This is a genomic window from Pelomonas sp. KK5 (assembly GCF_001984095.1).
Classification (GTDB): domain Bacteria; phylum Pseudomonadota; class Gammaproteobacteria; order Burkholderiales; family Burkholderiaceae_C; genus KK5.
This window is the reverse complement of record NZ_LYVQ01000073.1, coordinates 1-20,819: the sequence shown is the minus strand read 5'-3', so window position 1 is coordinate 20,819 and position 20,819 is coordinate 1. Positions and strand designations below refer to the sequence as shown.

At 68.8% G+C, this 20,819-nt stretch carries 24 protein-coding genes; 15 read left to right on the top strand and 9 right to left on the bottom strand.

The window, feature by feature from the left end:
• Nucleotides 1-8: 8 nt before the first annotated feature.
• Both B0W88_RS13550 and B0W88_RS13545 read right to left on the bottom strand, forming a co-directional pair.
• Nucleotides 9-659 carry a response regulator transcription factor gene (locus B0W88_RS13550; protein ID WP_077035188.1) on the bottom strand — a complete coding sequence of 217 codons (651 nt, stop codon included), beginning with the start codon at nucleotides 657-659 and terminating at the stop codon, nucleotides 9-11.
• 88 nt (nucleotides 660-747) lie between these two features.
• Nucleotides 748-2,157 (bottom strand): sensor histidine kinase, encoded by a 1,410-nt coding sequence (locus B0W88_RS13545; RefSeq protein WP_077035187.1) that lies wholly within the window; start codon nucleotides 2,155-2,157, stop codon nucleotides 748-750.
• A 102-nt stretch (nucleotides 2,158-2,259) separates the two neighbouring features.
• Here B0W88_RS13545 and B0W88_RS13540 point away from each other — a divergent pair, with 102 nt between their 5' ends.
• Together B0W88_RS13540 and ybeY are read left to right on the top strand one after the other, a co-directional pair.
• Nucleotides 2,260-3,246: a PhoH family protein gene (locus tag B0W88_RS13540; RefSeq protein ID WP_077035186.1), complete on the top strand. Its 987-nt coding sequence runs from the start codon at nucleotides 2,260-2,262 to the stop codon at nucleotides 3,244-3,246.
• Between the two features lie 2 nt (nucleotides 3,247-3,248).
• Nucleotides 3,249-3,698 (top strand): rRNA maturation RNase YbeY, encoded by a 450-nt coding sequence (gene ybeY, locus B0W88_RS13535; RefSeq protein ID WP_077035185.1) that lies wholly within the window; start codon nucleotides 3,249-3,251, stop codon nucleotides 3,696-3,698.
• 10 nt (nucleotides 3,699-3,708) lie between these two features.
• Here the strand turns inward: ybeY and B0W88_RS13530 are convergent, their stop codons facing one another.
• Both B0W88_RS13530 and hemB read right to left on the bottom strand, forming a co-directional pair.
• Nucleotides 3,709-4,806: a magnesium transporter CorA family protein gene (locus B0W88_RS13530; RefSeq protein ID WP_077035184.1), complete on the bottom strand. Its 1,098-nt coding sequence runs from the start codon at nucleotides 4,804-4,806 to the stop codon at nucleotides 3,709-3,711.
• A complete protein-coding gene (gene hemB / locus B0W88_RS13525; protein WP_077035183.1) occupies nucleotides 4,806-5,816 on the bottom strand; it encodes a porphobilinogen synthase in 1,011 nt (336 codons plus the stop codon). The genes B0W88_RS13530 and hemB overlap by 1 nt, the downstream gene beginning before the upstream one ends.
• Before the next feature lie 329 nt (nucleotides 5,817-6,145).
• Between hemB and B0W88_RS13520 the strand changes: the two genes are divergently transcribed.
• Genes B0W88_RS13520 through B0W88_RS13490 form a run of 7 tightly spaced genes read left to right on the top strand, consistent with a single transcriptional unit; the run spans nucleotide 6,146 to nucleotide 11,085 of the window.
• Complete coding sequence (locus B0W88_RS13520) at nucleotides 6,146-6,574, top strand: CopD family protein (protein WP_077035182.1); 429 nt, start codon at nucleotides 6,146-6,148, stop codon at nucleotides 6,572-6,574.
• Nucleotides 6,575-6,578: 4 nt separating this feature from the next.
• Nucleotides 6,579-7,691 carry a VanZ family protein gene (locus tag B0W88_RS13515; RefSeq protein ID WP_077035181.1) on the top strand — a complete coding sequence of 371 codons (1,113 nt, stop codon included), beginning with the start codon at nucleotides 6,579-6,581 and terminating at the stop codon, nucleotides 7,689-7,691.
• 38 nt (nucleotides 7,692-7,729) lie between these two features.
• Nucleotides 7,730-8,056, top strand: a complete 327-nt coding sequence (locus B0W88_RS13510) for a ferredoxin (protein ID WP_077035180.1) — start codon at nucleotides 7,730-7,732, stop codon at nucleotides 8,054-8,056.
• 16 nt (nucleotides 8,057-8,072) lie between these two features.
• The gene (locus tag B0W88_RS13505; protein WP_077035179.1) at nucleotides 8,073-8,699 is read left to right on the top strand and encodes an alpha/beta hydrolase; all 627 of its coding nucleotides are present in this window, start codon (nucleotides 8,073-8,075) and stop codon (nucleotides 8,697-8,699) included.
• Nucleotides 8,700-8,720: 21 nt separating this feature from the next.
• On the top strand, nucleotides 8,721-9,869 hold the full coding sequence (locus B0W88_RS13500) for a D-alanyl-D-alanine carboxypeptidase family protein (RefSeq protein ID WP_077035178.1): 1,149 nt from the start codon (nucleotides 8,721-8,723) through the stop codon (nucleotides 9,867-9,869).
• Nucleotides 9,870-9,916: 47 nt separating this feature from the next.
• Nucleotides 9,917-10,798 carry an aminotransferase class IV gene (locus B0W88_RS13495; protein WP_077035177.1) on the top strand — a complete coding sequence of 294 codons (882 nt, stop codon included), beginning with the start codon at nucleotides 9,917-9,919 and terminating at the stop codon, nucleotides 10,796-10,798.
• Nucleotides 10,795-11,085 (top strand): DUF493 family protein, encoded by a 291-nt coding sequence (locus B0W88_RS13490; RefSeq protein WP_077035176.1) that lies wholly within the window; start codon nucleotides 10,795-10,797, stop codon nucleotides 11,083-11,085. The genes B0W88_RS13495 and B0W88_RS13490 overlap by 4 nt, the downstream gene beginning before the upstream one ends.
• A gap of 7 nt (nucleotides 11,086-11,092) precedes the next feature.
• On the opposite strand, the gene B0W88_RS13485 is transcribed toward B0W88_RS13490, so the two are convergent.
• Nucleotides 11,093-11,725 (bottom strand): tetratricopeptide repeat protein, encoded by a 633-nt coding sequence (locus tag B0W88_RS13485; RefSeq protein WP_158080855.1) that lies wholly within the window; start codon nucleotides 11,723-11,725, stop codon nucleotides 11,093-11,095.
• Between the two features lie 34 nt (nucleotides 11,726-11,759).
• On the opposite strand from B0W88_RS13485, the gene lipB reads away from it, so the two are divergent.
• Both lipB and lipA read left to right on the top strand, forming a co-directional pair.
• A complete protein-coding gene (lipB, locus tag B0W88_RS13480; protein WP_077035174.1) occupies nucleotides 11,760-12,428 on the top strand; it encodes a lipoyl(octanoyl) transferase LipB in 669 nt (222 codons plus the stop codon).
• A 1-nt stretch (nucleotide 12,429) separates the two neighbouring features.
• On the top strand, nucleotides 12,430-13,413 hold the full coding sequence (gene lipA / locus B0W88_RS13475; RefSeq protein ID WP_077035173.1) for a lipoyl synthase: 984 nt from the start codon (nucleotides 12,430-12,432) through the stop codon (nucleotides 13,411-13,413).
• Nucleotide 13,414: 1 nt separating this feature from the next.
• Here the strand turns inward: lipA and B0W88_RS13470 are convergent, their stop codons facing one another.
• The 4 genes from B0W88_RS13470 to B0W88_RS13455 all read right to left on the bottom strand — a co-directional run bounded on the left by B0W88_RS13470 (nucleotide 13,415) and on the right by B0W88_RS13455 (nucleotide 17,652).
• A complete protein-coding gene (locus B0W88_RS13470) occupies nucleotides 13,415-14,500 on the bottom strand; it encodes a GGDEF domain-containing protein (protein ID WP_077035172.1) in 1,086 nt (361 codons plus the stop codon).
• An 8-nt stretch (nucleotides 14,501-14,508) separates the two neighbouring features.
• The gene (locus B0W88_RS13465) at nucleotides 14,509-15,024 is read right to left on the bottom strand and encodes a TlpA disulfide reductase family protein (protein ID WP_077035171.1); all 516 of its coding nucleotides are present in this window, start codon (nucleotides 15,022-15,024) and stop codon (nucleotides 14,509-14,511) included.
• A 25-nt stretch (nucleotides 15,025-15,049) separates the two neighbouring features.
• A complete protein-coding gene (locus B0W88_RS13460; protein WP_144006759.1) occupies nucleotides 15,050-16,234 on the bottom strand; it encodes a hypothetical protein in 1,185 nt (394 codons plus the stop codon).
• A gap of 158 nt (nucleotides 16,235-16,392) precedes the next feature.
• Entirely contained in the window at nucleotides 16,393-17,652 is a 1,260-nt protein-coding gene (locus tag B0W88_RS13455; RefSeq protein ID WP_077035169.1) for a CaiB/BaiF CoA-transferase family protein, read from the bottom strand.
• Nucleotides 17,653-17,686: 34 nt separating this feature from the next.
• On the opposite strand from B0W88_RS13455, the gene B0W88_RS13450 reads away from it, so the two are divergent.
• The 4 genes from B0W88_RS13450 to ptsP are packed head-to-tail and all read left to right on the top strand — an operon-like array spanning nucleotide 17,687 to nucleotide 20,723.
• On the top strand, nucleotides 17,687-18,184 hold the full coding sequence (locus B0W88_RS13450) for a hypothetical protein (RefSeq protein ID WP_077035168.1): 498 nt from the start codon (nucleotides 17,687-17,689) through the stop codon (nucleotides 18,182-18,184).
• Nucleotides 18,185-18,194: 10 nt separating this feature from the next.
• Nucleotides 18,195-18,617 (top strand): PTS sugar transporter subunit IIA, encoded by a 423-nt coding sequence (locus B0W88_RS13445; RefSeq protein ID WP_077035167.1) that lies wholly within the window; start codon nucleotides 18,195-18,197, stop codon nucleotides 18,615-18,617.
• Entirely contained in the window at nucleotides 18,614-18,883 is a 270-nt protein-coding gene (locus tag B0W88_RS13440; RefSeq protein WP_077035166.1) for an HPr family phosphocarrier protein, read from the top strand. Before B0W88_RS13445 ends, B0W88_RS13440 begins: the two co-directional genes overlap by 4 nt.
• Before the next feature lie 55 nt (nucleotides 18,884-18,938).
• Nucleotides 18,939-20,723, top strand: coding sequence for a phosphoenolpyruvate--protein phosphotransferase (ptsP, locus tag B0W88_RS13435; protein WP_077035165.1), 1,785 nt, complete (start codon nucleotides 18,939-18,941; stop codon nucleotides 20,721-20,723).
• Nucleotides 20,724-20,819 lie beyond the last annotated feature (96 nt).

Here is a 20,819-nt window from a genome sequence, read left to right as displayed (position 1 = left end):
CGCTCAACTCAGTTCCGGCCGAACAAACCCAGGCGCTGCGCTTCCAGCGCCGCCTCGGCACGCGAGGACACATTGAGCTTGCGGTAGATCTGCTTGACGTAGTCGGCGATCGTGTGGCGGCTCAGGCCGAGCTGCACGCCGATCTCCGGCAGCGTGAAGCCCTTGGCCACGCGCAGCAGCACCTCGGTCTCGCGGTCGGTCAGCGACACCTCGTGCAGCAGCGCGGCCGGCGGCCGGGCCTGCGAGGTGAAGTAGGCGATGACCTTGCGCGCGATCGAGGGCGACAGCGGCGGCTCGCCCTGGCTCATGCGCTGCAGCTGTTCGACCAGCAGCTCGCGCGATTGCTCCTTCAGCAGGTAGCCGAAGGCGCCGGCCTGCAGCGCGGGGAACAGGTGTTCGTCGTCGTCATGGATGGTGACGATGACCGACTGCACCTCGGGCTGCTTCTCGCGCAGCGCGGCGATCACGTCGACGCCGGAACCGTCGGGCAGGCCCAGGTCCAGCAGCGCCAGCGTGAAGCGCTTGGTGTTCACCTGGATCAGCGCATCCTGCACGCGCGAGCACTCGGTGATCTCGGCATTGGCGAAGACCTGCTTGACCAGCACCTTGAGCCAGGCGCGGATCTCGGGAATGTCTTCGAGCAGGAGGATGTGGTCCATGGCTTGTTGCTTCTATTCAGTCAGTCGTGACAGGAAGTTAGCGCTTATTTGCGTGCTTGCCAATGGAAGCAATGCACCGGCGCTTCATTCACAGCGGAATCGTGAGGCGAATCACGGTTCCCCAGCCCGGCCCGGATTCCACCAGGCACTGGCCGTGCATCTGCTTGGCGCGCGACTTCATGCTGGCCATGCCGTGGCCGCGATCGAGCCGGCCGTCGAGCTCGGCCGGGATGCCCTGGCCGTCGTCCTGGATGACGACGAGGAAGTCACCGTCCTGCACCTGGCAGCCGATCGTGCAGTGGGTGGCGCCGCTGTGCTTGATGATGTTGCTCACTGCCTCGCGGAAGATGCGCGTCGTCTGCACATAGGCCCGGGCCGGCAGCGTGTGGACGATGTCTTCCGGCGGCGACTTCCACTCCGCCTGGATGTTGGCCTGCGCCAGGCGCGAGACCAGCTCGGCCCGCCAGTCGCCCAGCGCATCGAGCAGTTGCACCGGCTTGCCGGTGAGGCCGCGCACCGACAGGCGCATCTCCTCCAGCGCCTCGCGCGCCAGCGAGGAGATGCGGTCCGATTCGCTGGTGTGGACGATGGTCAGCAGCTTGGCGCCGAGGTCGTCGTGTAGGTCGGCGGCGATGCGCTTGCGCTCGCGCTCGGTGACCTGCTCCAGCTTGAGCTCGGCCATCGCATGGAAGTTGCGCTCGGCGTCGGCGATGCGCTCGTGCATGCGCTGCTCCAGCAGCGCGTGGTGCGTCTCGGAGTCGACCGCGGCGCGCGCGAACACCATCACCACATGCAGGGCCAGGCCCAGCATCAGCAGCGGCAGCGCCAGGCTGAGCCAGCCCGGCAGGAGGCCATCGCCCGAGCCCAGCATCAGCACGTGCTGTGCCAGCAGGGCCGGTGCGGCACAGCCCATCAGCACGGACATCAGCCGGAAGTCCCGGATCTCCAGCGGATCGGCCGGCATCACCTCATTGAGCGCGCGCCAGCGCAGCCACAGGTGCATGGCGAAGGCCGCCAGCAGTTCCAGCAGCATCAGGGTCTGCCAGGCCCGGGACAGTACATCCGGCGCGCCGGCCTCGGCCAGCAGGCGCAGGCTCAGCGGCGCCAGCACCACCTGGAGCAGCAGGGTCAGGTCCAGCCAGAAGCGCGTCCACAGGACGGTGCGCAGCAGGAACTGCACGCCGCACAGCACCATCAGCGCCTGGATCGCCAGCGCCAGCGCGGGCCGCTCGATCCCGTTCTGGCCCTGCAGCAGCACCCAGCTGAACATCATCCCGCAGAGGAAGAACACGCGGCGCTCGCGGCGGTGCGTCAGCGCGAGCAGCGCGGTGGTCACCGTCATCATCAGCAGCATGGCCGCGAGCCAGCCGGGTGCGCTGTGCAGCAGCTGGGCGGCCACCTGGCCGGCGAAGGAGGTCGACACCTCCTCGGCCCGCGCGGGAAGGGCCCACGCCAGCAGCAGGGTCGGGGCCAGGGCGGCCGGAAGGGGTCTTTGCATGGGGGGCGATTGTGCAGGAGCCCCCACGTCACGACGGCTAGGGGATGCACGGGCGACAATCGCCGCTTTCGCACACCGCGGACCCATCGAAAGCACTCCTTCGTGATCATCAAGCACGCCCTCGTCCCCGCCGACAACAACCGCCTGTCGCACCTGTGCGGCAGCCTCGACGAACACCTGCGGCAGATCGAACAGGCGCTTGGCGTGCGCATCACCCGGCGCGACGACCAGTTCCGCATCGAAGGCCCCAAGGCCGCCGCCGAGCGCACCCGCCAGCTGCTGGACACGCTGTATGAGCGCGCCCGCCGCGCCATCCCGCCGGAGACGCTGCAGCTCGCGCTGACCGAGGCGGCCAACGATGTCGGCGCTGCGGCCTCCGGCACGGTGAAGCGCAAGCCCGAGGGCGCCGCCGCCTCCGAGGCCGTCGTGCTGCGCACCCGCCGCGCCGACCTCGCCGGCCGCACGCCGCGCCAGCATGAGTACCTGAAGCACATCCTCTCGCACGACATCACCTTCGGCCTGGGGCCGGCCGGCACCGGCAAGACCTTCCTGGCCGTGGCCTGCGCGGTGGACGCGCTGGAGCGGGCGGCGGTGCAGCGCATCATCCTGACGCGCCCGGCGGTGGAGGCCGGCGAACGCCTCGGCTTCCTGCCCGGCGACCTGACGCAGAAGGTCGACCCCTATCTGCGCCCGCTGTACGACGCGCTCTATGACCTGATGGGCTTCGACCGCGTCAACAAGGCCTTCGAGAAGGGCCAGCTCGAGGTGGCCCCGCTGGCCTTCATGCGCGGCCGCACGCTGAACCACGCCTTCGTGATCCTGGACGAGGGGCAGAACACCACGCCCGAGCAGATGAAGATGTTCCTCACGCGCCTCGGCTTCGGCAGCCGCTGCGTGGTCACCGGCGACACCAGCCAGATCGACCTGCCCAAGGGCACGCTGTCCGGCCTGATCGATGCCGAACGGGTGCTGGCCAAGGTCAAGGGCATCGCGATGACCCGCTTCACCAGCGCGGACGTGGTGCGCCACCCGCTGGTGGCCCGCATCGTCGAGGCCTACGAGAAGCGCGCCAAGCGCGAGGGGACCTGAGCATGAGCCAACCCGACCTGAGCCTCTCGCTGCAGTTCGCCGACCCGCGCCACAAGGCGCTGCTGCCGCGCCACAAGGTGGCCCGCTGGATCCGCGCGGCGCTGGAGCTGCCCGGCGAGCTCACCGTGCGCATCGTCGATGCCGAGGAAGGCCGCCAGCTCAACAAGGAGTTCCGCGCCAAGGACTACGCCACCAATGTGCTGACCTTCGACTACAGCCACGAGCCGGTGGTGGTGGCCGACCTGGTGATCTGCGCGGAAGTGGTGGAACGCGAGGCCAAGGAGCAGGGCATCGCCATCGCCGACCACTATGCCCACATGCTGGTGCACGGCACGCTGCACGCGCAGGGCTACGACCACGAGGAAGACGACGAGGCCGAATGCATGGAGGCGCGCGAGAGCGAGCTGATGCAGGCGCTGGGCTTCGCCGATCCCTACGCGCGCGGCGCGTGAGCGTCCCGGGTCAGCCGCGCGTGGACAGGTAGCGCTTCTGCCAGAACACCACGCTGAGCGTGATGCCGATGCCGGCCATCAGCGCCAGCGCGATCCAGAAGCCGGTCTCGCGGTGGATCAGTGGCAGGCGGTCGAAGTTCATGCCGAAGATGCCGGTGATCAGGTTCAGCGGCAGGAATACGGCGGTCAGCACGGTCAGCGTGCGCATGATCGCGTTGGTGCGATGGCCCAGCGCCGAGAAGTGCATCTGCACCGCCGACTCGGCCGAGGACTCGAGCCGGCGCACGTGGTTGAGCACCCGCTCGATGTGCTCCAGCAGGTCGCGCGAACGCACGCGCAGCAGCTCGCGCTCGCGGCGGGTGTGCAGGTCTTCGGTGTCGGGCCATTCGTCCAGCGCGTCGATCCACTCCTGCACGGCACTGCGCTGGTCTTCGCAGATGTCTTCCAGTTGCTGCAGCGCGTCGCGGGTGTCCAGCAGCATCGGCCAGTTGTCGAAGTGGCCGTGCGGCGCCAGCAGCAGCTTCTGCAGGCCGCCGATCTGGCGCGTCAGCAGGCGGCGCAGGTCGAGATAGCTGTCGACCATGTAGTTCACCATGCGCAGCATCAGCTCGGCCGCGCTGGTGGGCAGGCGGCCGGCACCGCGCAGGTCGCGGCTCTCGGTCATCTTGCCGAGCCGGTCGGCGAAGAAGTCGCGCACCATGCAGTCGTCGGGGTGGACCGTCAGCAGCAGGCGGTCGAACAAGGCGAACCCGACGGGGCTGGTGTCGATGGCCTTGAGCACCTGCTCGGCCGAAGCGAGCGTGACCGGGGCGTCCTCTGCGCCATTGGCGCTGCCGGGCAGCGCGGCCAGCCGCCGGAACACCATCAGGTCGTACCAGGAGGTGTAGTCGAAGTGCGAGGGCAGTTGCCGGTTGACCAGGTCGGACACATGCAGGTCCACCAGCGTACCCAGCTGCCAGCGCTGCAGCATCGGCTGCACCACGGCGCCCACCTGCTGCTCGAACTCGGCGCGGCTGAAACCCACCCACAGGAAGCCCTGCTCGGGCAGCGTGTCGGGCAGGGCCGTCAGCTCGGCGAAGCGGTCGCCGGCGATGTGGAAGACGCGCATCAGCCCTTCTTCAGCAGGCGGGCCGCTTCCAGCGCGAAGTAGCTGAGGATGCCGTCCGCGCCGGCGCGCTTGAAGGCCAGCAGCGATTCCATCATCACCGCGTCGTGGTCCAGCCAGCCATTGGCGGCAGCCGCCTTCAGCATCGCGTACTCGCCGCTGACCTGGTAGGCGAAGGTGGGCACGCGGAACTCGTCCTTCACGCGGCGCACGATGTCGAGATACGGCATGCCGGGCTTGACCATCACCATGTCGGCGCCCTCGGCCAGGTCCAGGCCCACCTCGCGCAGCGCCTCGTCGCTGTTGCCGGGGTCCATCTGGTAGGTCTTCTTGTCGGCCTTGCCGAGGTTGCCGGCCGATCCGACCGCATCGCGGAAGGGGCCGTAGAAGGCGCTGGCGTACTTGGCGCTGTAGGCCATGATCCGCGTGTGGATGTGGTCGTGCGCCTCCAGCTGCGCGCGGATCGCGCCGATACGGCCGTCCATCATGTCGCTGGGCGCGACGATGTCCACGCCGGCGCGGGCCTGCGCCAGCGCCTGCTGGCCGAGGATCTCGACGGTGCGGTCGTTGACGATGTAGCCGCGCTCGTCGAGCACGCCGTCCTGGCCGTGGCTGGTGTATGGGTCCAGCGCCACGTCGGTCAGGATGCCCAGCTGCGGCACCCGGTCCTTCAGCGCCGCGACGACGCGCGGCACCAGGCCGTCGGGGTTGGTGGCCTCGCGGCCGTCGGGCGTCTTCAAAGACGGATCGATGACGGGGAAGAGCGCCATGACCGGGATGCCGAGCGCCACGCATTCCTCGGCCACCGGCAGCAGCCGGTCCAGGCTCAGGCGCGAGACGCCGGGCATCGAGGGCACGGCCTCGACCTTGTCCGTGCCCTCATGCACGAAGACCGGCAGGATCAGGTCATTGGCGCTCAGCGCGTGTTCGCGCACCAGCGCGCGGGAGAAGGCATCGCGGCGCAGGCGGCGCGGCCGGCTGGCGGGAAACGGGGCGGACGGATGGTGGGCCAAGGCGGGAATCTCCGGCAACGACAGCAGCTCGAATCAGCGGGCCATAACGCGCGGTGATGGCCGTCTTGCTGCCGCTATGCAATTCATCAGGATTACGCAACTTCCCGTAGTTACGGGGCGGGTTCAGCGCTGCTAAACTGGTCCGCGAATGATAGCCGCAAGGCCGTTGTTCCCTGCTTTTCCTCCCTGAGCAGGAGCCTTAGCGTGATGACAGCGATAAGGCTTTCTCGCCCCGGCCTCGTTGCCGGGGCTTTTTTATGCGCGTCGACATAACGCCCTGTTTCGACGGCAGGGAAATGCCCCTCGCACGCGCAGCCCATAATGCCCCGATGCTCTGGATCAAAGCCCTGCACATCGTCTTCGTGGCCAGCTGGTTCGCCGGCCTCTTCTACCTGCCGCGCATCTTCGTGAACCTCGCCATGGTCTCGGCCGACAGCCATGCCGAGCGCGAGCGCCTGCTGCTGATGGCGCACAAGCTGTATCGATTCAGCACGCTGCTGATGCTGCCGGCGCTGATCTTCGGCCTGATCCTGTGGCTGCACTACGGCATCGGGCGCGGCCCCGGCAATGGATGGCTGCATGCCAAGCTGGCCCTGGTGATCGTGGCCATCGGCTATCACCACGGCTGCCGCGCGCTGCTGCGCAAGTTCGAGCAGGCCGCCAACAAGCGCAGCCACCGCTGGTTCCGCTTCTATAACGAAGCAGCGGTGCTGGTGTTCGCGGCCATCGTGATCCTGGTGGTGGTCAAGCCCTTCTGACCGGATGAGCACCGCCAGACGCCGAAGCTCCGCTACCTGGCTGCTGCTGGCCTACCTGGCGCTGGTGGTCTACGCCAGCCTCTACCCCTTCGAACCCTGGACCTGGCCCCCCGGCCTGACCGTGCAGGGCCTGGTGCTGCTGCCCTGGCCGAAGCGGGTGGCGGTGTTCGACATGCAGACCAATATCGCCGGCTACATGCCGCTGGGGCTGCTGGCCTTCGCGGCCTCGCTGCGCAGTGGCGCCGGCATGCGGCGGGCGCTGGTCCTGGGCCTGGTGCCGTGGCCGCTGCTGTCCTGGGGCATGGAGTGCCTGCAGTACTTCCTGCCGGGGCGGGTGCCCTCCTTGTCGGACCTCGCCTTCAACACGCTGGGCACGCTGCTGGGCGTGCTGCTGGGCCTGCTGCTGAATGCCTTCGGCGGCCTGCAGCGCTGGCAGGACCTGCGCGAATACTGGTTCCAGCCGCAGTGCGCCGGCGCGCTGGCGCTGCTGGCGCTGTGGCCGCTGGGCCTGTTGTTCCCGCCGCCGGTGCCACTGGGCCTCGGCCAGTGGCTGCCGCACCTGCGCAGCCTGGCCATCGACGCCTTGCAGGACACGCCCTGGGCCCTGCAGTGGGATGACGATGCCCTGCAGGATCTGGCCCGCGCGCTGCCGCCGGGACTGGAGGCCATCGCCACGGCGCTGGGCCTGCTGACGCCGGTGCTGCTGGCGCTGGCGGTGTCGCGCCCGGGCTGGCGGCGGCTGTGGCTGGTGTCGGGCGCCGCGATGCTCGGCGTGCTGGTCTCTGCGCTGTCGACGGTGCTCAATTTCGGCCCGCTGCATGCGTGGGCCTGGCTCACCGAGGTGACCTGGGCCGGCCTCGCGCTGGGGGCGCTGCTGGGTGTGCTCGCCTGCCTGCTGCCGCGCCGCCTCTGCGCGGCGCTGGGCCTGGTGGCGCTGAGCGCGCTGATCGCGCTGGTCAGCGAGGCGCCGGCCGATCCGTACATGGCGCTGAGCCTGCATGCCTGGGAGCAGGGGCGCTTCGTCAATATGTACGGGCTCGCGCAGTGGATCGGCTGGGTCTGGCCCTTCGCGGCGCTGGGCTGGCTGCTGCCCTACGTGGGTCGGCGCACGCTCTGAAACAAGGGTTTACCCAGAGCCCTGCCTACAATGAGCCGATGAGCTATTTCCAGCGCCACATCTTCTTCTGCCTGAACCAGCGCGACAACGGCGAAAACAGCTGTGCCCAGCATGGGGCCCAGGCAGGCTTCGACCACTGCAAGAGCCGCGTCAAGAAGCTGGGCCTGGCCGGGCCGGGCGGCGTTCGGGTCAACAAGGCCGGCTGCCTCGATCGCTGCGCCGGCGGGCCGGTGGCCGTGGTCTACCCGGACGCCACCTGGTACAGCTTCGTGGACAACGAGGACATCGACGAGATCGTCGAGAGCCATCTGAAGAACGGCCAGGTCGTCGAGCGCCTGGTGCTCCCGGCGAATGTCGGCAAATGAGGGGGCAAGTGACGCGATGAACCCGAGGACCGAGAAACGCCTGATCACCGGCCCCGCCGGCGAGATCGAATGCGCGCTGGACGCGCCCGCCGAAGGCACCGCGCCGCGCGGCCTCGCGTTGGTCTGCCATCCGAACCCGGTGCAGGGCGGCACGATGGACAACAAAGTCGTGCAGACCCTGGCCCGCGCCTTCCTGCAGCTGGGCTACCGCACGGCGCGCTTCAACTACCGAGGTGTCGGCCGCTCGCAGGGCGCCTGGGACGAAGGCCGCGGCGAGATCGACGACGCGATGGCCGTGCTGAACGAGGTGCGCGAGCCCGGCGAGACGCTGGTGCTGGCGGGCTTTTCCTTCGGTGGCTATATCGCCTCGCAGGCCGCGCTGCGCCTGCCCGAGGGCGCCAAGGCCGAACGCCTGGTGCTGGTCGGCCCCGCGACGAGCCGCTTCGACACCGCCGCGGTGCCGCCCGACACGCTGGTGATCCACGGCGAGGTCGACGATGTGGTGCCGCTGTCGGCCGTGCTCGACTGGGCGCGGCCGCAGGTGCTGCCGGTCGTCGTCGTGCCCGGTGTCGGCCATTTCTTCCATGGGCAGCTGCCGCTGCTCAAGAGCCTGGTGCTGAGCCACTGGGCCGCTTCCGCTTAAAGAACCCCTTCTCCCCACCGAATGAAACAACTGATTGCCCTGCTGGTCGTCTCCGCGGCCGCCCTGAACGCATCCGCCCAAGCCCCGCAGCCGCCCGAGATCGCGGCCCGCAACTACATCCTGCTGGACGTCACCGCCAACAAGGTGCTGGCCGAGCGCGAGGCCGATGCGCCGCAGGACCCCGCCTCGCTGACCAAGCTGATGACGGCCTACCTGGTCTTCGACGCGCTGAAGCAGAAGCGCCTGACGCTGGACCAGCACATGACCGTCTCCAAGCGTGCCTGGGACGAGCGCAAGGGCGACCCCTCGCTGATGTTCATCGACACGACGATGACCCCGACGGTCGACGAACTGCTGCGCGGCCTGATCATCCCGTCGGGCAACGACGCCGCGGTGGCGCTCGCCGAGGGCGTGGGCGGCTCGGTGGAGCAGTTCGTCGCGATGATGAATCGCCAGGCGCAGGCCTGGGGCCTGAAGAACACCAGCTTCACCAACGTTACCGGCCTGACCCAGCCCAGCCACAAGAGCAGCGCGCGGGACGTGGCGATGATCGCCGTCCACATCATCCAGGACTTCCCCGAGTACTACCCGTACTACTCGCAGAAGGAATACACGTACAACAAGATCAAGCAGCACAACCGCAACATGCTGCTGACCCGCGACCCGACGGTCGACGGCATGAAGACCGGCTACACCGACGCCGCCGGCTACTGCCTGGTGGCCAGCGCCCAGCGCGACTTCCCCAACGGCAAGCGCCGCCTGATCAGCGTGGTGATGGGCACGGCCTCCAAGGAAGCCCGCGCCAGCGAGAGCCAGAAGCTGCTGAACTGGGGCTACTCGGCCTTCGACGCGCTGCGCCTGTTCGACGGCAGCCAGGCGATCAGCACGGTGCCGGTCTGGAAGGGCGCCGAGAAGACCGCCAAGCTGGGCGCGGCCGGCCCGGTGTTCGTCGCGGTGCCGCGCGGCGAGGGCGCCAAGCTGCAGACCCGCGTCGAGCACACCGACCCGCTGGTCGCTCCGCTCGCCAAGGGCCAGCGCGTGGGCACGCTGAAGGTCACGACGGCAGCAGGCGTGCCGGTTGCCGAGGTGCCGCTGGTGGTGCAGGAGCCCGTGGAACTGGCCGGCCTGCTGGGCCGTGCCTGGGATGCCCTGCGCCTGTGGATCAAGTGATCTAATCGAATGACGGTCCGCTCGACCGCTCGCCGGGAGTCAAGCGAATGAACGCAGCCCTCTTGCCTGACCTGCCCTCGTACCTCAACGGCGGCTTCCAGCCGCTGGCCGAGGCCAAGGTGTCCGCGATGGATCGCGGCTTCATCTTCGGCGACGGCGCCTACGAGGTGCTGCCGGTCTACGGGCGGCGCCTGTTCCGCTTCGACGAACACATGGACCGGCTCGAGCGCAGCCTGGCCAAGCTGCGCATCGCCAGCCCGCTGCTGCGCGCCCAATGGCTGGACGTGGCGCGCCAGCTGATCGCCAAGGTCGATGCGGAGAACCAGCTGGTCTACCTGCAGGTGACGCGAGGCGTGGCGATGCGCGCGCACGTGATGCCGCAGGACATAGCACCCACGCTGTTCGCCTACGCCAGCCCCTTCGCCGGCGTCGCCGAGGAGGTGCGCCACCACGGCGTGGCCTGCGTTACCGCCCGCGACTTCCGCTGGGAGCGTGGCGACATCAAGAGCACTTCGCTGCTGGGCAACGTGCTCGCTCGTCAGATCTCCGCCGACCAGGGCGCCGCCGAGACCATCATGCTGCGCGACGGCTTCGTCACCGAGGCCTCCTCGTCCAACGTCTGGATCGTCAAGGAGGGCGCGCTGCTGGGCCCGCCCAGGAGCGAGCAGGTGCTGGAGGGCATCCGCGTGGAGCTGCTGCGCGAACTCTGCGAGGAAGAGGGCATCGGCTACAACCTGCGCCCGATCTCCGAGGCCGAGCTGGTCGCCGCCGACGAGATCATCCTCAGCTCCGCTGGCCGCGAGATCCTGGCGGTGACGACGCTGGACCACCAAGCGGTCGGCCACGGCGCGCTGCACGGCAAGCCCGGCCCGGTCTATGCGCGCCTGTACGAGGCCTACCAGCGCGCCAAGAAAATCCAACTCACATGAACATCACCCCGCCGCCCGACATCCCGCCCGAACAATCGCTGATCGAGTACCCGTCCAAGTTCCCGATCAAGGTGATGGGCGAGCAGGTCGACGGCTTCATCGAGGCCATCACGATGGTGGCCCAGACTTTCGACCCGACCTTCGACACCACGTCCATCGAGCAGCGTCCCAGCAAGGGTGGCAAGTACCTGGGGCTGACGATCACCGTCACCGCCACCAGCCGCGAGCAGTTGGACGAGCTCTACCGCACGCTGACCACCCATCCGATGGTCAAGGTCGTGCTCTGACCCAGGCTCAGGACGCCGTCCCGAGCGCCCGGTCCAGTTCCTTGACCTTGTAGGGCGCCGCGTCGTCGCCGTTGCGCGCGGCGATGTCGTACCAGTAGCGCGCCAGCCGCAGGTCCTGCGAGACGCCGTTGCCGGTCTCGTACATCGAGGCCAGGATGTATTGCGATCCCACGTCGCCGCCCTTGGCCGCCTCGCGATACCAGTGCGCCGCCTGCTCCATGCTGTGGCCCACGCCACGGCCCATGAAGTAGGACGTGGCCACGGCGACCTGGGCCTGCACGTCGCCGTGCTCCGCGGCGCGGCTGTACCAGCGGAACGAGGCCGGCAGGTCCTGCCGGCCGCCGAGGCCCAGTTCGTGGAACTGTCCCAAGGCCCATTCCGCACTGACGAAGCCGCCGCGCGCCGCCCGCTCCAGCAGGCGTTTGGCCTCGCGGACGTCGGGCTTCGGCAGCTCGCCGCGCAGGTGCATCATCGCCAGGTTGTATTCGCCGACCGGCACGTGGCGTTTCGCCAGGCCCCTGAAGCCCTGCGCGGCCAGCGGCAGGTTGCCGTCGGCATAAGCCGTTAGTGCAGCTGACAGGCGCGGATCTTCCGCCGCGTTTGCCGTGGCGAGCAGCAGGGACAAGACGAGAGCCAGCATCGTTCGCATGACCCCGACGCTACCATTCCCGCCCATGATCGTTAAAACCCTGGGCCGCGTGGACTACGCGGCCACCGTCGAGGCGATGCAGGCCTTCACCGCCGAACGCGCGGCGGACACGCCCGACGAACTCTGGCTCTGCGAGCACCCGCCCACCTACACGCAAGGCATCGCCGGCAAGGCCGACCATGTGCTGGATGCCGGCGGCATCCCCGTCGTGCAGACCAACCGCGGCGGCCAGGTCACCTACCACGGGCCGGGCCAGGTGGTGGCCTATCCGCTGGTGGACCTGCGGCGGCTGGGCTGCTTCGTCAAGGAGTACGTCTTCCGCATCGAGGCGGCGGTGATCCAGACGCTGGACCGCTTCGGTGTCACCGGCCATCGCGTGGCCGGCGCGCCCGGCATCTATGTGCGGCTGGACGAGCCCGGCTCCCACGCGGCGCTGACCGGCCCGGCCGATCCGCTGGACCCGTTCCGCGGCCTGGGCAAGGTGGCGGCGCTGGGCATCAAGGTCAGCCGGCACTGCACCTACCACGGCGTGGCGCTGAACGTCGCGATGGACCTGGAGCCCTTCCACGGCATCAACCCATGCGGCTATGCCGGGCTGGAAACCGTGGACCTCGTAAAATTGGGCATTCACACCGACTGGGCCAGCGTGGCCGAGATCCTTGGCGAGCGTCTCGCCGCTCAATTGACTCCCTGACATGGCCACCGAAAACGTCATCCACGAAGCCCAGACCGCCGCCGACTACGACGCCTCCGCCAAGCAGAAGGCGCAGGCCAAGACGGCGCGCATCCCGATCAAGATCGTGCCGGCCGGCGAGATGCTGAAGAAGCCGGAGTGGATCCGCGTCAAGGCCGGTTCGCCGTCCACGCGCTTCTACGAGATCAAGCAGATCCTGCGCGAGCACAAGCTGCACACGGTCTGCGAGGAAGCCTCCTGTCCGAACATCGGCGAGTGCTTCGGCAAGGGCACGGCCACCTTCATGATCATGGGCGACAAGTGCACGCGGCGCTGCCCGTTCTGCGACGTCGGCCATGGCCGCCCGGACCCGCTGGACGTGGACGAGCCGCTGAACCTGGCCAAGACCATCGCCGCGCTGAAGCTCAAGTACGTGGTGATCACCAGCGTGGACCGCGACGACCTGCGCGACGGCGGTGCCGGCCATTTCGCCGAATGCATCACCAAGGTCCGCGAGCTGAGCCCCACGACCCAGATCGAGGTGCTGGTGCCGGACTTCCGCGGCCGCATGGACCGCGCGCTGGACATCCTCAAGGCCGCCCCGCCGGACGTGATGAACCACAACCTCGAGACCGCGCCGCGCCTGTACAAGGAAGCGCGCCCGGGCTCGGACTACCAGTTCAGCCTGAACCTGCTGAAGCGCTTCAAGGAAGCAGTGCCCGGCGTGCCGACCAAGAGCGGCATCATGGTCGGCCTCGGCGAGACCGACGAGGAGATCCTGCAGGTCATGCGCGACATGCGCGAGCACAACATCGACATGCTGACGATCGGCCAGTACCTGGCCCCGTCGGGCCACCACCTGCCGGTGCGCCGCTACGTGCACCCGGACACCTTCAAGATGTTCGAGGCCGAGGCCTACAAGATGGGCTTCTCGCACGCGGCCGTCGGCGCGATGGTGCGCTCCAGCTACCACGCGGACCAGCAGGCCCACGCGGCGGGCGTCTGAGTCAGGCAGCCGGGGCCAGCACGGCCCGGTTGCGCCCGGCGGCCTTGCCCGCGTAGAGCGCCTTGTCGGCGCGGCGCACCGCGTTGTCGAAGGCCTCGCCCGGGTTCAGCATCGCCACGCCCAGCGTCATCGTGACGTGCAGCGGCTCGCCGCCGGCCGAGAGCTGCAGCGGCGCGTCGCTGACCTGCTGGCGGATGCGCTCGGCGATGCTCTCCGCGCCGTCCAGGGCGGTCTGCGGCAGCAGCACGATGAACTCCTCGCCGCCCCAGCGGCAGACGCAATCGGCATTGCGTGCGACGTTGCGGATCAGGTGGCTGACGTGGCGCAGCACGGCGTCGCCGACCTCATGGCCGAAGCGGTCGTTGATGCTCTTGAAGTGGTCCAGGTCGGCCAGGGCCACGCACAGCGAGCCGCCGTAGCGCTCGCTGCGCGCCAGCTCCTGCGCGGCCGTGGCCATGAAGTGGCGGCGGTTGAACAGGCCGGTCAGCGGGTCGATCGAGGCGAACTCCATCAGCCGGCGCTGCACCCGCACGATGACGATGAAGTAACGCTGTACCAGCGCGCACAGCGTGAACAGCAGGATGGCGAGGTTGATCAGCCGCAGGCGGCCCAGCATGACCGGCGAGACGGCCGTGTCCTGCAGCGACGTCCCGGGGCTGCCGTCCAGCCACAGCACCAGCAGGCTGACGCCCAGCGCGAGCAGCCACTTGGTCTTCATGCCGATGCGGCCGGCGACGAGGATGGCCGGCGCCAGGGCCAGCAGGACCAGATGGAAGCTGGCATCGCGGCCATAACGCAGCGACTGGACTGACAGCGCCGCGATGGCCAGCGCCAGGAAGCCGAGCAGGGCGGCCAGGAATACCGGGTAGCTGCGCCGCATGCCGGTCAGCGGATACAGCGGCAGCATCGCCAGGCCGATGGCGGCGGTGAAGCGCCAGTTCGGGTCGCCGTGCTGCCAGAAGAACAGCGAGTGCAGCAGCGCCATCGCCAGGCCCAGCAGCACGCCCTGCTGGACCAGCAGGCGGAAGGTCGAGCGCACGACGGCGCTGTCCTGTTCGTCGGTGGCGTCCTGCAGATCCACCTGCATCGGAACGCTCAGCCCTCGGCCAGCAGTTGCTCCACCAGGCCGTGCAGGGCGGCGAAGTCGGGTTCGCCCACGTAGCGCTTGACGATCTCGCCGCGCTTGTTGATCACGAAGGTGGTGGGCGTCAGCTGCACGCTGCCGAAGCTGCGGGCGATCTCGCCGGTGTTGTCGATGGCCACGCCGAAGGGCAGCTTGCGCGTCTGCACATAGTTGGCCACGAAGGCCGGCGGGTCGTAGCTCATGGCCACGCCGAGGGTGTCGAAACCGCGGGCCTTGTACTTCTCGTAGGTGGAGATGATCTGCGGCATCTCGTGCATGCAGGTCGTGCAGCTGGTGGCCCAGAAGTTGACCAGCATCACCTTGCCCTGCCACTGGGCCGACGTCGCCTTGGCGCCGTCCAGCAGCGTGTAGCTGACCGGCGGGGCGGTCTCGCGCTGGCCCAGGGCCTGGTAGGCCAGGGCGGCGGCTCCGGCCGCGAGGCCGGCAAGCACCAGGGAGACGAAGACGAGGCGGCGCTGCTTGTTCATGGCGCCAGTTTAGTCCGGGCCGCCGTCAGATGCCGCGGGCGAGCTCATAGCCCAGCAGGGCCGGCAGGGCCTCGGCCAGATGGGCGCGGGCCACGCGGGCGATGCCGTCGGCGGTCTCGTTGGAAGACTGCGGCGCGTGCGCGCCGTCCTGCACTTCCACGAAGCTGAAGTTGGGCAGTTCCTGCAGCACCTCGGCACGCAGGCGCTGCAGTGCCGGGCCCTGGCGGCTGCTGTCGTAGAGGATGCCGTGGGGCAGGCCCTCGCTGCAGAACTCGACCGCGGCCTCCGCGCTGGAGACGACATCGACGATCAGCCCCATATGGCCGATCGCCGACCGGATCTCGGCCTGCAGCGCCGCCTCGGCGGTGATGATCAGCAGGTGGCTGCCGGCCAGCGGCTTGGAGTTGCCGGAGTGGGGCTGGAAGCCGCTGGGGGGCGCGGTGTCGGCGAACGGCGAGTCGGAGTCGGTCCGGGGATCGGAGAAACCGGGTTCGTCGCCGACGACCTGCGGGAACTCGAGGTTCAGCACGGTGATGCCGGCCTCGTCCTCGCGCACCGGCTGGATGCCCATGGTCAATGCCGTCTGCTCGACGAGGCGCCAGCTCAGCGAGTTCAGCGCGCTTGGCTCTTCGGCCGCGCGCGAGCCGTCGATCAGGTCGAGCGCGCGGTTGGCGAAGCGGCAGCTCAGTCGGGCGCGCACCGGCCAGGGCGTCAGCTCCAGGCGCAGGTCGATCGAGGACTGCGTGCTGGCGAGGGACCAGTCCATCAGCGCGTTGAGCAGCGAGAAGATCAGCGCGCCGTCGCCGACGATCTCGACCGGCTTGAGCAGCTGCCGCACCTGGATGCCGCGGGCCTGTGATTCGCGGCTGCGATGGGTCAGCACGCCGCGCAGCAGCTGGGTCAGGTGCAGGCGCTCGCGCGACAGGTGCAGGCGGCCCGAGGCCAGGCGCGCCAGCTGCTGCCCGACCATGCCGGCCTCGCGGGCCTGGTTCACGCTCTCGCGCAGTGTGCGCAGGCTCTGGCGGTCGATCTGGCCGGTGTTGATCAGCCCGTGGATGCGCTCCAGGGCGGTGCTCAAGGGGCCGGCGATCTCGGCGCCGAGCTGCTGGATGATCTCGGCCCATTGCATCCCGTCGGGCCCCGGCGCAGGCGCGCGCTCCCGGCCGTCGGGCGGCGGGGAACTGCTGGGTGCGGAGGGAGGCCTGGACATGAGCTAACGGGCAGACTGGACGGCGTCGGAGTGTCGCGGTCCGGCGATGCTCCGGGCAGGGTCTGGCAGCGTCCATCCCGTGATCGGGTGGATTCCTCCACACTCCCCCGGACTCGGCGTGTACCCGGCGATATTTACGCCACGCCGTCAGCCCGCTGTCAGCTGACGACGCCGGCCTGTCTCAGCGAAGCGATCCGTGCTTCGTCGCAGCCGATCTCGCGCAGCAGCTCGTCGGTGTGCTGGCCGAGCAGCGGCGGCGCGTGCCGGTAGCTGACCGGCGTAACGCTGAGCTTCAGCGGACTCGCGACCAGGCGCAGCTGATGCGTCAGCGGGTGTTGCAGGGCGACCGTCATGCCGCGGGCCTGCACCTGCGGATCGGCAAAGGTGCCGGCCAGGTCGTTGATGGCGCCGCAGGGCACCTGGGCGGCTTCCAGCTCGGCGAGCCAGGCGTCGCGGGGGCGTCGCTCGAGCACTTCGGCGATCTGCGGCACGAGTAGCGCGCGGTGGCGCACCCGGTCGGCGTTGGTGGCGAAGCGCGGATCGGCGGCCCAGTCCGGGCGGCCGGCGATCGCGCAGAACTTGGCGAACTGGCCGTCGTTGCCGACCGCGAGGATCAGGTGGCCATCGCTGCAGGCGAAGGTCTGGTAGGGCACGATGTTCTGGTGCGCGTTGCCCATGCGCTGGGGCGCCTGGCCCGTGCAGAGGTAGTTGGCGCCGAGGTTCGCCAGCATGGCCACCTGGGCGTCCAGCAGGGCCATGTCGATCACCTGCCCCTGGCCGGTGGCATCGCGATGGCGCAGCGCGGCGAGGATGGCGACGCTGGCGTACATGCCGGTGAAGAGGTCGGCCACGGCCACGCCGACCTTCTGCGGGCCGCCACCGGGCAGGTCGTCGCGCTCTCCGGTGACGCTCATCAGGCCCCCGAGGCCTTGCACGGCGTAGTCGTAGCCGGCGCGGTCGCGGTAGGGGCCGGTCTGGCCGAAGCCGGTGATGGAGCACACGACCAGGCGCGGGTTCTGGGCCATCAGCGTGGCGGCGTCCAGGCCGTAGCGGGCCAGGTCGCCGACCTTGTAGTTCTCGACCAGCACGTCGGCCTCGCCGGCGAAGCGGCGGATCAAGTCCTGGCCTTCTGCCGTGGCGATGTCGATGGCGATCGAGCGCTTGTTGCGGTTGGCCCCGAGGTAGTAGGCCGCCTCGGCGGTATCGGCGCCGGCATCGTCCTTCAGGTAAGGCGGGCCCCAGCTGCGGGTGTCGTCGCCGCGGCCGGGGCGTTCGACCTTGATGACGTCGGCGCCGAGGTCGGCCAGCGTCTGGGTGCACCAGGGGCCGGCCAGCACGCGGGAGAGGTCGAGCACGCGTACGCCGGCCAGGGCGCTCGGGGCCTGCGGGAGCGGGTCTGTTGTCTGCTGGGATGCCATGGAGACCGATTGTGCGGCCTCGGATAATCGCGCCATGGTGACAAAGAAGAGCTGGGCAGCGCTGCTGATGCTGCTGGGGTTGATGGCCTGTTCGCCCGGGCTGAACTGGCGCGAGGTGCGGCCGGCGGGCGCTGGCGCCAAGGCCTTGTTTCCCTGCAGGCCGGAAGTGGCCGAGCGGGGCGCGCCGCCGATGGGCCTGGCCCAGTGCGAGGCCGGCGGCCGCAGCTTCGCGCTGGCCTGGGCCCAGGCGCCGGGGCCGGAACTGGTCGGGTCGGCATTGATCCGCATGCGTGAGTCGCTGGCGCTCCGGCTGGTGGCCAGCGGCGAAACACCGCAAACCATCAACGTGGCGGGCATGACGCCGTCGCCGCAGGCCCTGTCGCAGACGCTGTCGGGAAGTTCATGGGCGCGGGTCGCGGTGTTCGCCCGAGGCCTGCGCATCTACCAGGCTACGATGCTGGGCGGGAAGCCGGGCCGCGAGGCGGACGAGGCGTGGCAGGCCTTCGTCGGGGGCCTGGTCTTGCTCGATTGATAATGCCGCCATGCCTGGCCTGTTCCTGATTGCCCACGCCCCCTTGGCCTCCGCGATGAAAGCGGTGGCGCAGCACACCTTCCCGAACTGCGTGCCGCAGGTGGCGGTGCTCGATGTGACGCCCGACATGTCGGACGACGACGTCGAGTTGGCGGCCCGTGCCGTGCTGGCCGAATACCGGCACGAGGAGTGGCTGATCATGGTCGACGTCTTCGGCGCCACGCCCAGCAATGCGGCAAAGCGCCTGCTCGATCCCGCCGGTCGCCGCCGCATGGTCACGGGGCTGAACACGCCGATGCTCTGGCGCTCGCTGTGCTACGGCGACCAGCCGCTCGATGCCCTGGTCGGCCTGGCGGTCGAAGGCGGCAAGGCGGGCATCGTTGTGGCCGACATCCCTTCCGCGAACCCTTCCGAGGATCCCGAGTCTCCATGATCAAGTCCACGCTCACCATCAGCAACAAGCTGGGCCTGCATGCCCGTGCATCGGCCAAATTGACCAAGCTGGCAGGATCTTTCCAATGCGATGTGTTCATGAGCAAGAACAATCGCCGCGTCAACGCCAAGAGCATCATGGGCGTGATGATGCTGGCGGCGGGCATCGGCGCGCAGGTGGAACTGGAGACCGAAGGCGCCGATGAACAGGCGGCCCAGGAGGCCATCACGGCCCTGGTCAATGACAAGTTCGGCGAAGGCCAGTAAAGCTCTTTGTCCCTGCGCCGAGCGAGGCCGGATGCGCTGCTAAAGTCGACGCACCATGAGCATCCAGGTCTTCGGCATTCCGGTATCACGAGGCGTGGCCATCGGCCGGGCCGTGCTCGTCAACTCGAGCCGGGTGGACGTCGCCCACTACTTCATCGCGGAAGACCAGATCGAGGCCGAGATCGCGCGCGCCATCTCGGCCCGCGACGAGGTGGTCCGCGAGCTCGAGACACTGAAGGCCGACTTGCCGAGCGACGCGCCGCACGAACTGGCCGCGCTGCTGGACGTGCACCTGATGCTGCTGCACGACGAGGCGCTGACCGGCGCCACCAAGCAATGGATCGTCGAGCGCCACTACAACGCCGAGTGGGCCTTGTCGGCCCAGCTGGAAGTGCTGGCGCGGCAGTTCGACGAGATGGAAGACGACTACCTGCGCGAGCGCAAGGCTGACCTGGAGCAGGTCGTCGAACGCATCCTGGGCGCGCTGGCGCGTGAGCAGGGGCGCAATCCGGTCGACGCCGCCAGCGTCGTGCAGCGCGACTTCGCCGGCGAGGACCCGCTGCTGCTGGTCGCCGCGGATATCGCGCCGGCCGACATGATGCAGTTCAAGCGCAGCATCTTCCACGGCTTCATCACCGACATCGGTGGCAAGACGTCGCACACGGCCATCGTGGCGCGGAGCATGGACATCCCGGCCGTCGTCGGCACGCGCGAGGCGTCCCGGCTGATCCGCCAGGACGACTGGGTCATCATCGACGGGGATGCGGGAACCGTCATCGTCGATCCGTCGCCGATCGTGCTCGAGGAATACCGCTTCCGTCAGCGCCAGAGCGAACTGGAGCGCGCCCGCCTGGCCCGCCTGCGCCACAAGCCGGCCGTGACCCTGGATGGCGAGCAGATCGAACTGCATGCCAATATCGAGATGCCGGCCGATGCGCAGGCCGCGGTGGATGCCGGGGCGACAGGTGTCGGCCTGTTCCGCAGCGAGTTCCTGTTCATGAATCGTGAGGGTGAACTGCCCGGCGAGGACGAGCAGTTCGTCGCCTATCGCGCGGCGGTCGAGGCGATGCGGGGCATGCCCGTGACGATCCGGACGGTCGACGTCGGTGCCGACAAGCCGCTGGACCGCATGAGCGCCCACGAGCTCCGCCACGAGCATGTCCTCAATCCGGCGATGGGCCTTCGCGCGATCCGCTGGTGTCTCGCCGAGCCAAGCATGTTCCGGCAGCAGTTGCGGGCGATCTACAGGGCCAGTGCCTATGGCAAGGTCAAGCTCCTGATCCCGATGGTCGCCCACCTGAGCGAGATCCGGCAGATCCTGGAGATCACCAAGAAGGTCCAGCAGCAACTCACTGACGCCGGGCACGCATACACGAACGTCGAATTGGGCGTCATGATCGAGATCCCGGCTGCGGCGGTGATGCTGCCCCTGCTGCTTCGGCATGTTGACTTCGTGTCCATCGGCACCAACGACCTGATCCAGTACACCTTGGCCATCGATCGGGCCGATGAGGCAGTCGCTCATCTCTACGATCCCTGGCACCCGGCCGTGCTGCAGTTGCTCGCCAGTTCGATTGCGCATGCGCGCCAGGCCGGCAAGTCCGTCAGCGTCTGCGGGGAGATGGCCGGTGACCCCGCCTTCACCTTCCTGCTGCTCGCCATGGGCTTGCGTAGCTTCTCCATGCATCCCTCGCAGATCCCGGCCGTCAAGCAACGCATCCTGCGCGCGGACGCCGGGCGACTGGCCAACTACATTCAGGACGTTCTGAACAGCGACGATCCCCAGCGGAGCGCGGAGTTCGCCTTCGCTGCGTACCGCGCCGAGAGCAAGCTTCAATAGGGCCTCGCTGGCACCGCTTGGCGGGCCCAGTGAGAAAAGTGCTCGAAAGTCTTGTGACGGCCAAAAAAGCTGTGCTACAGTAGCGGGCTTCGCTGA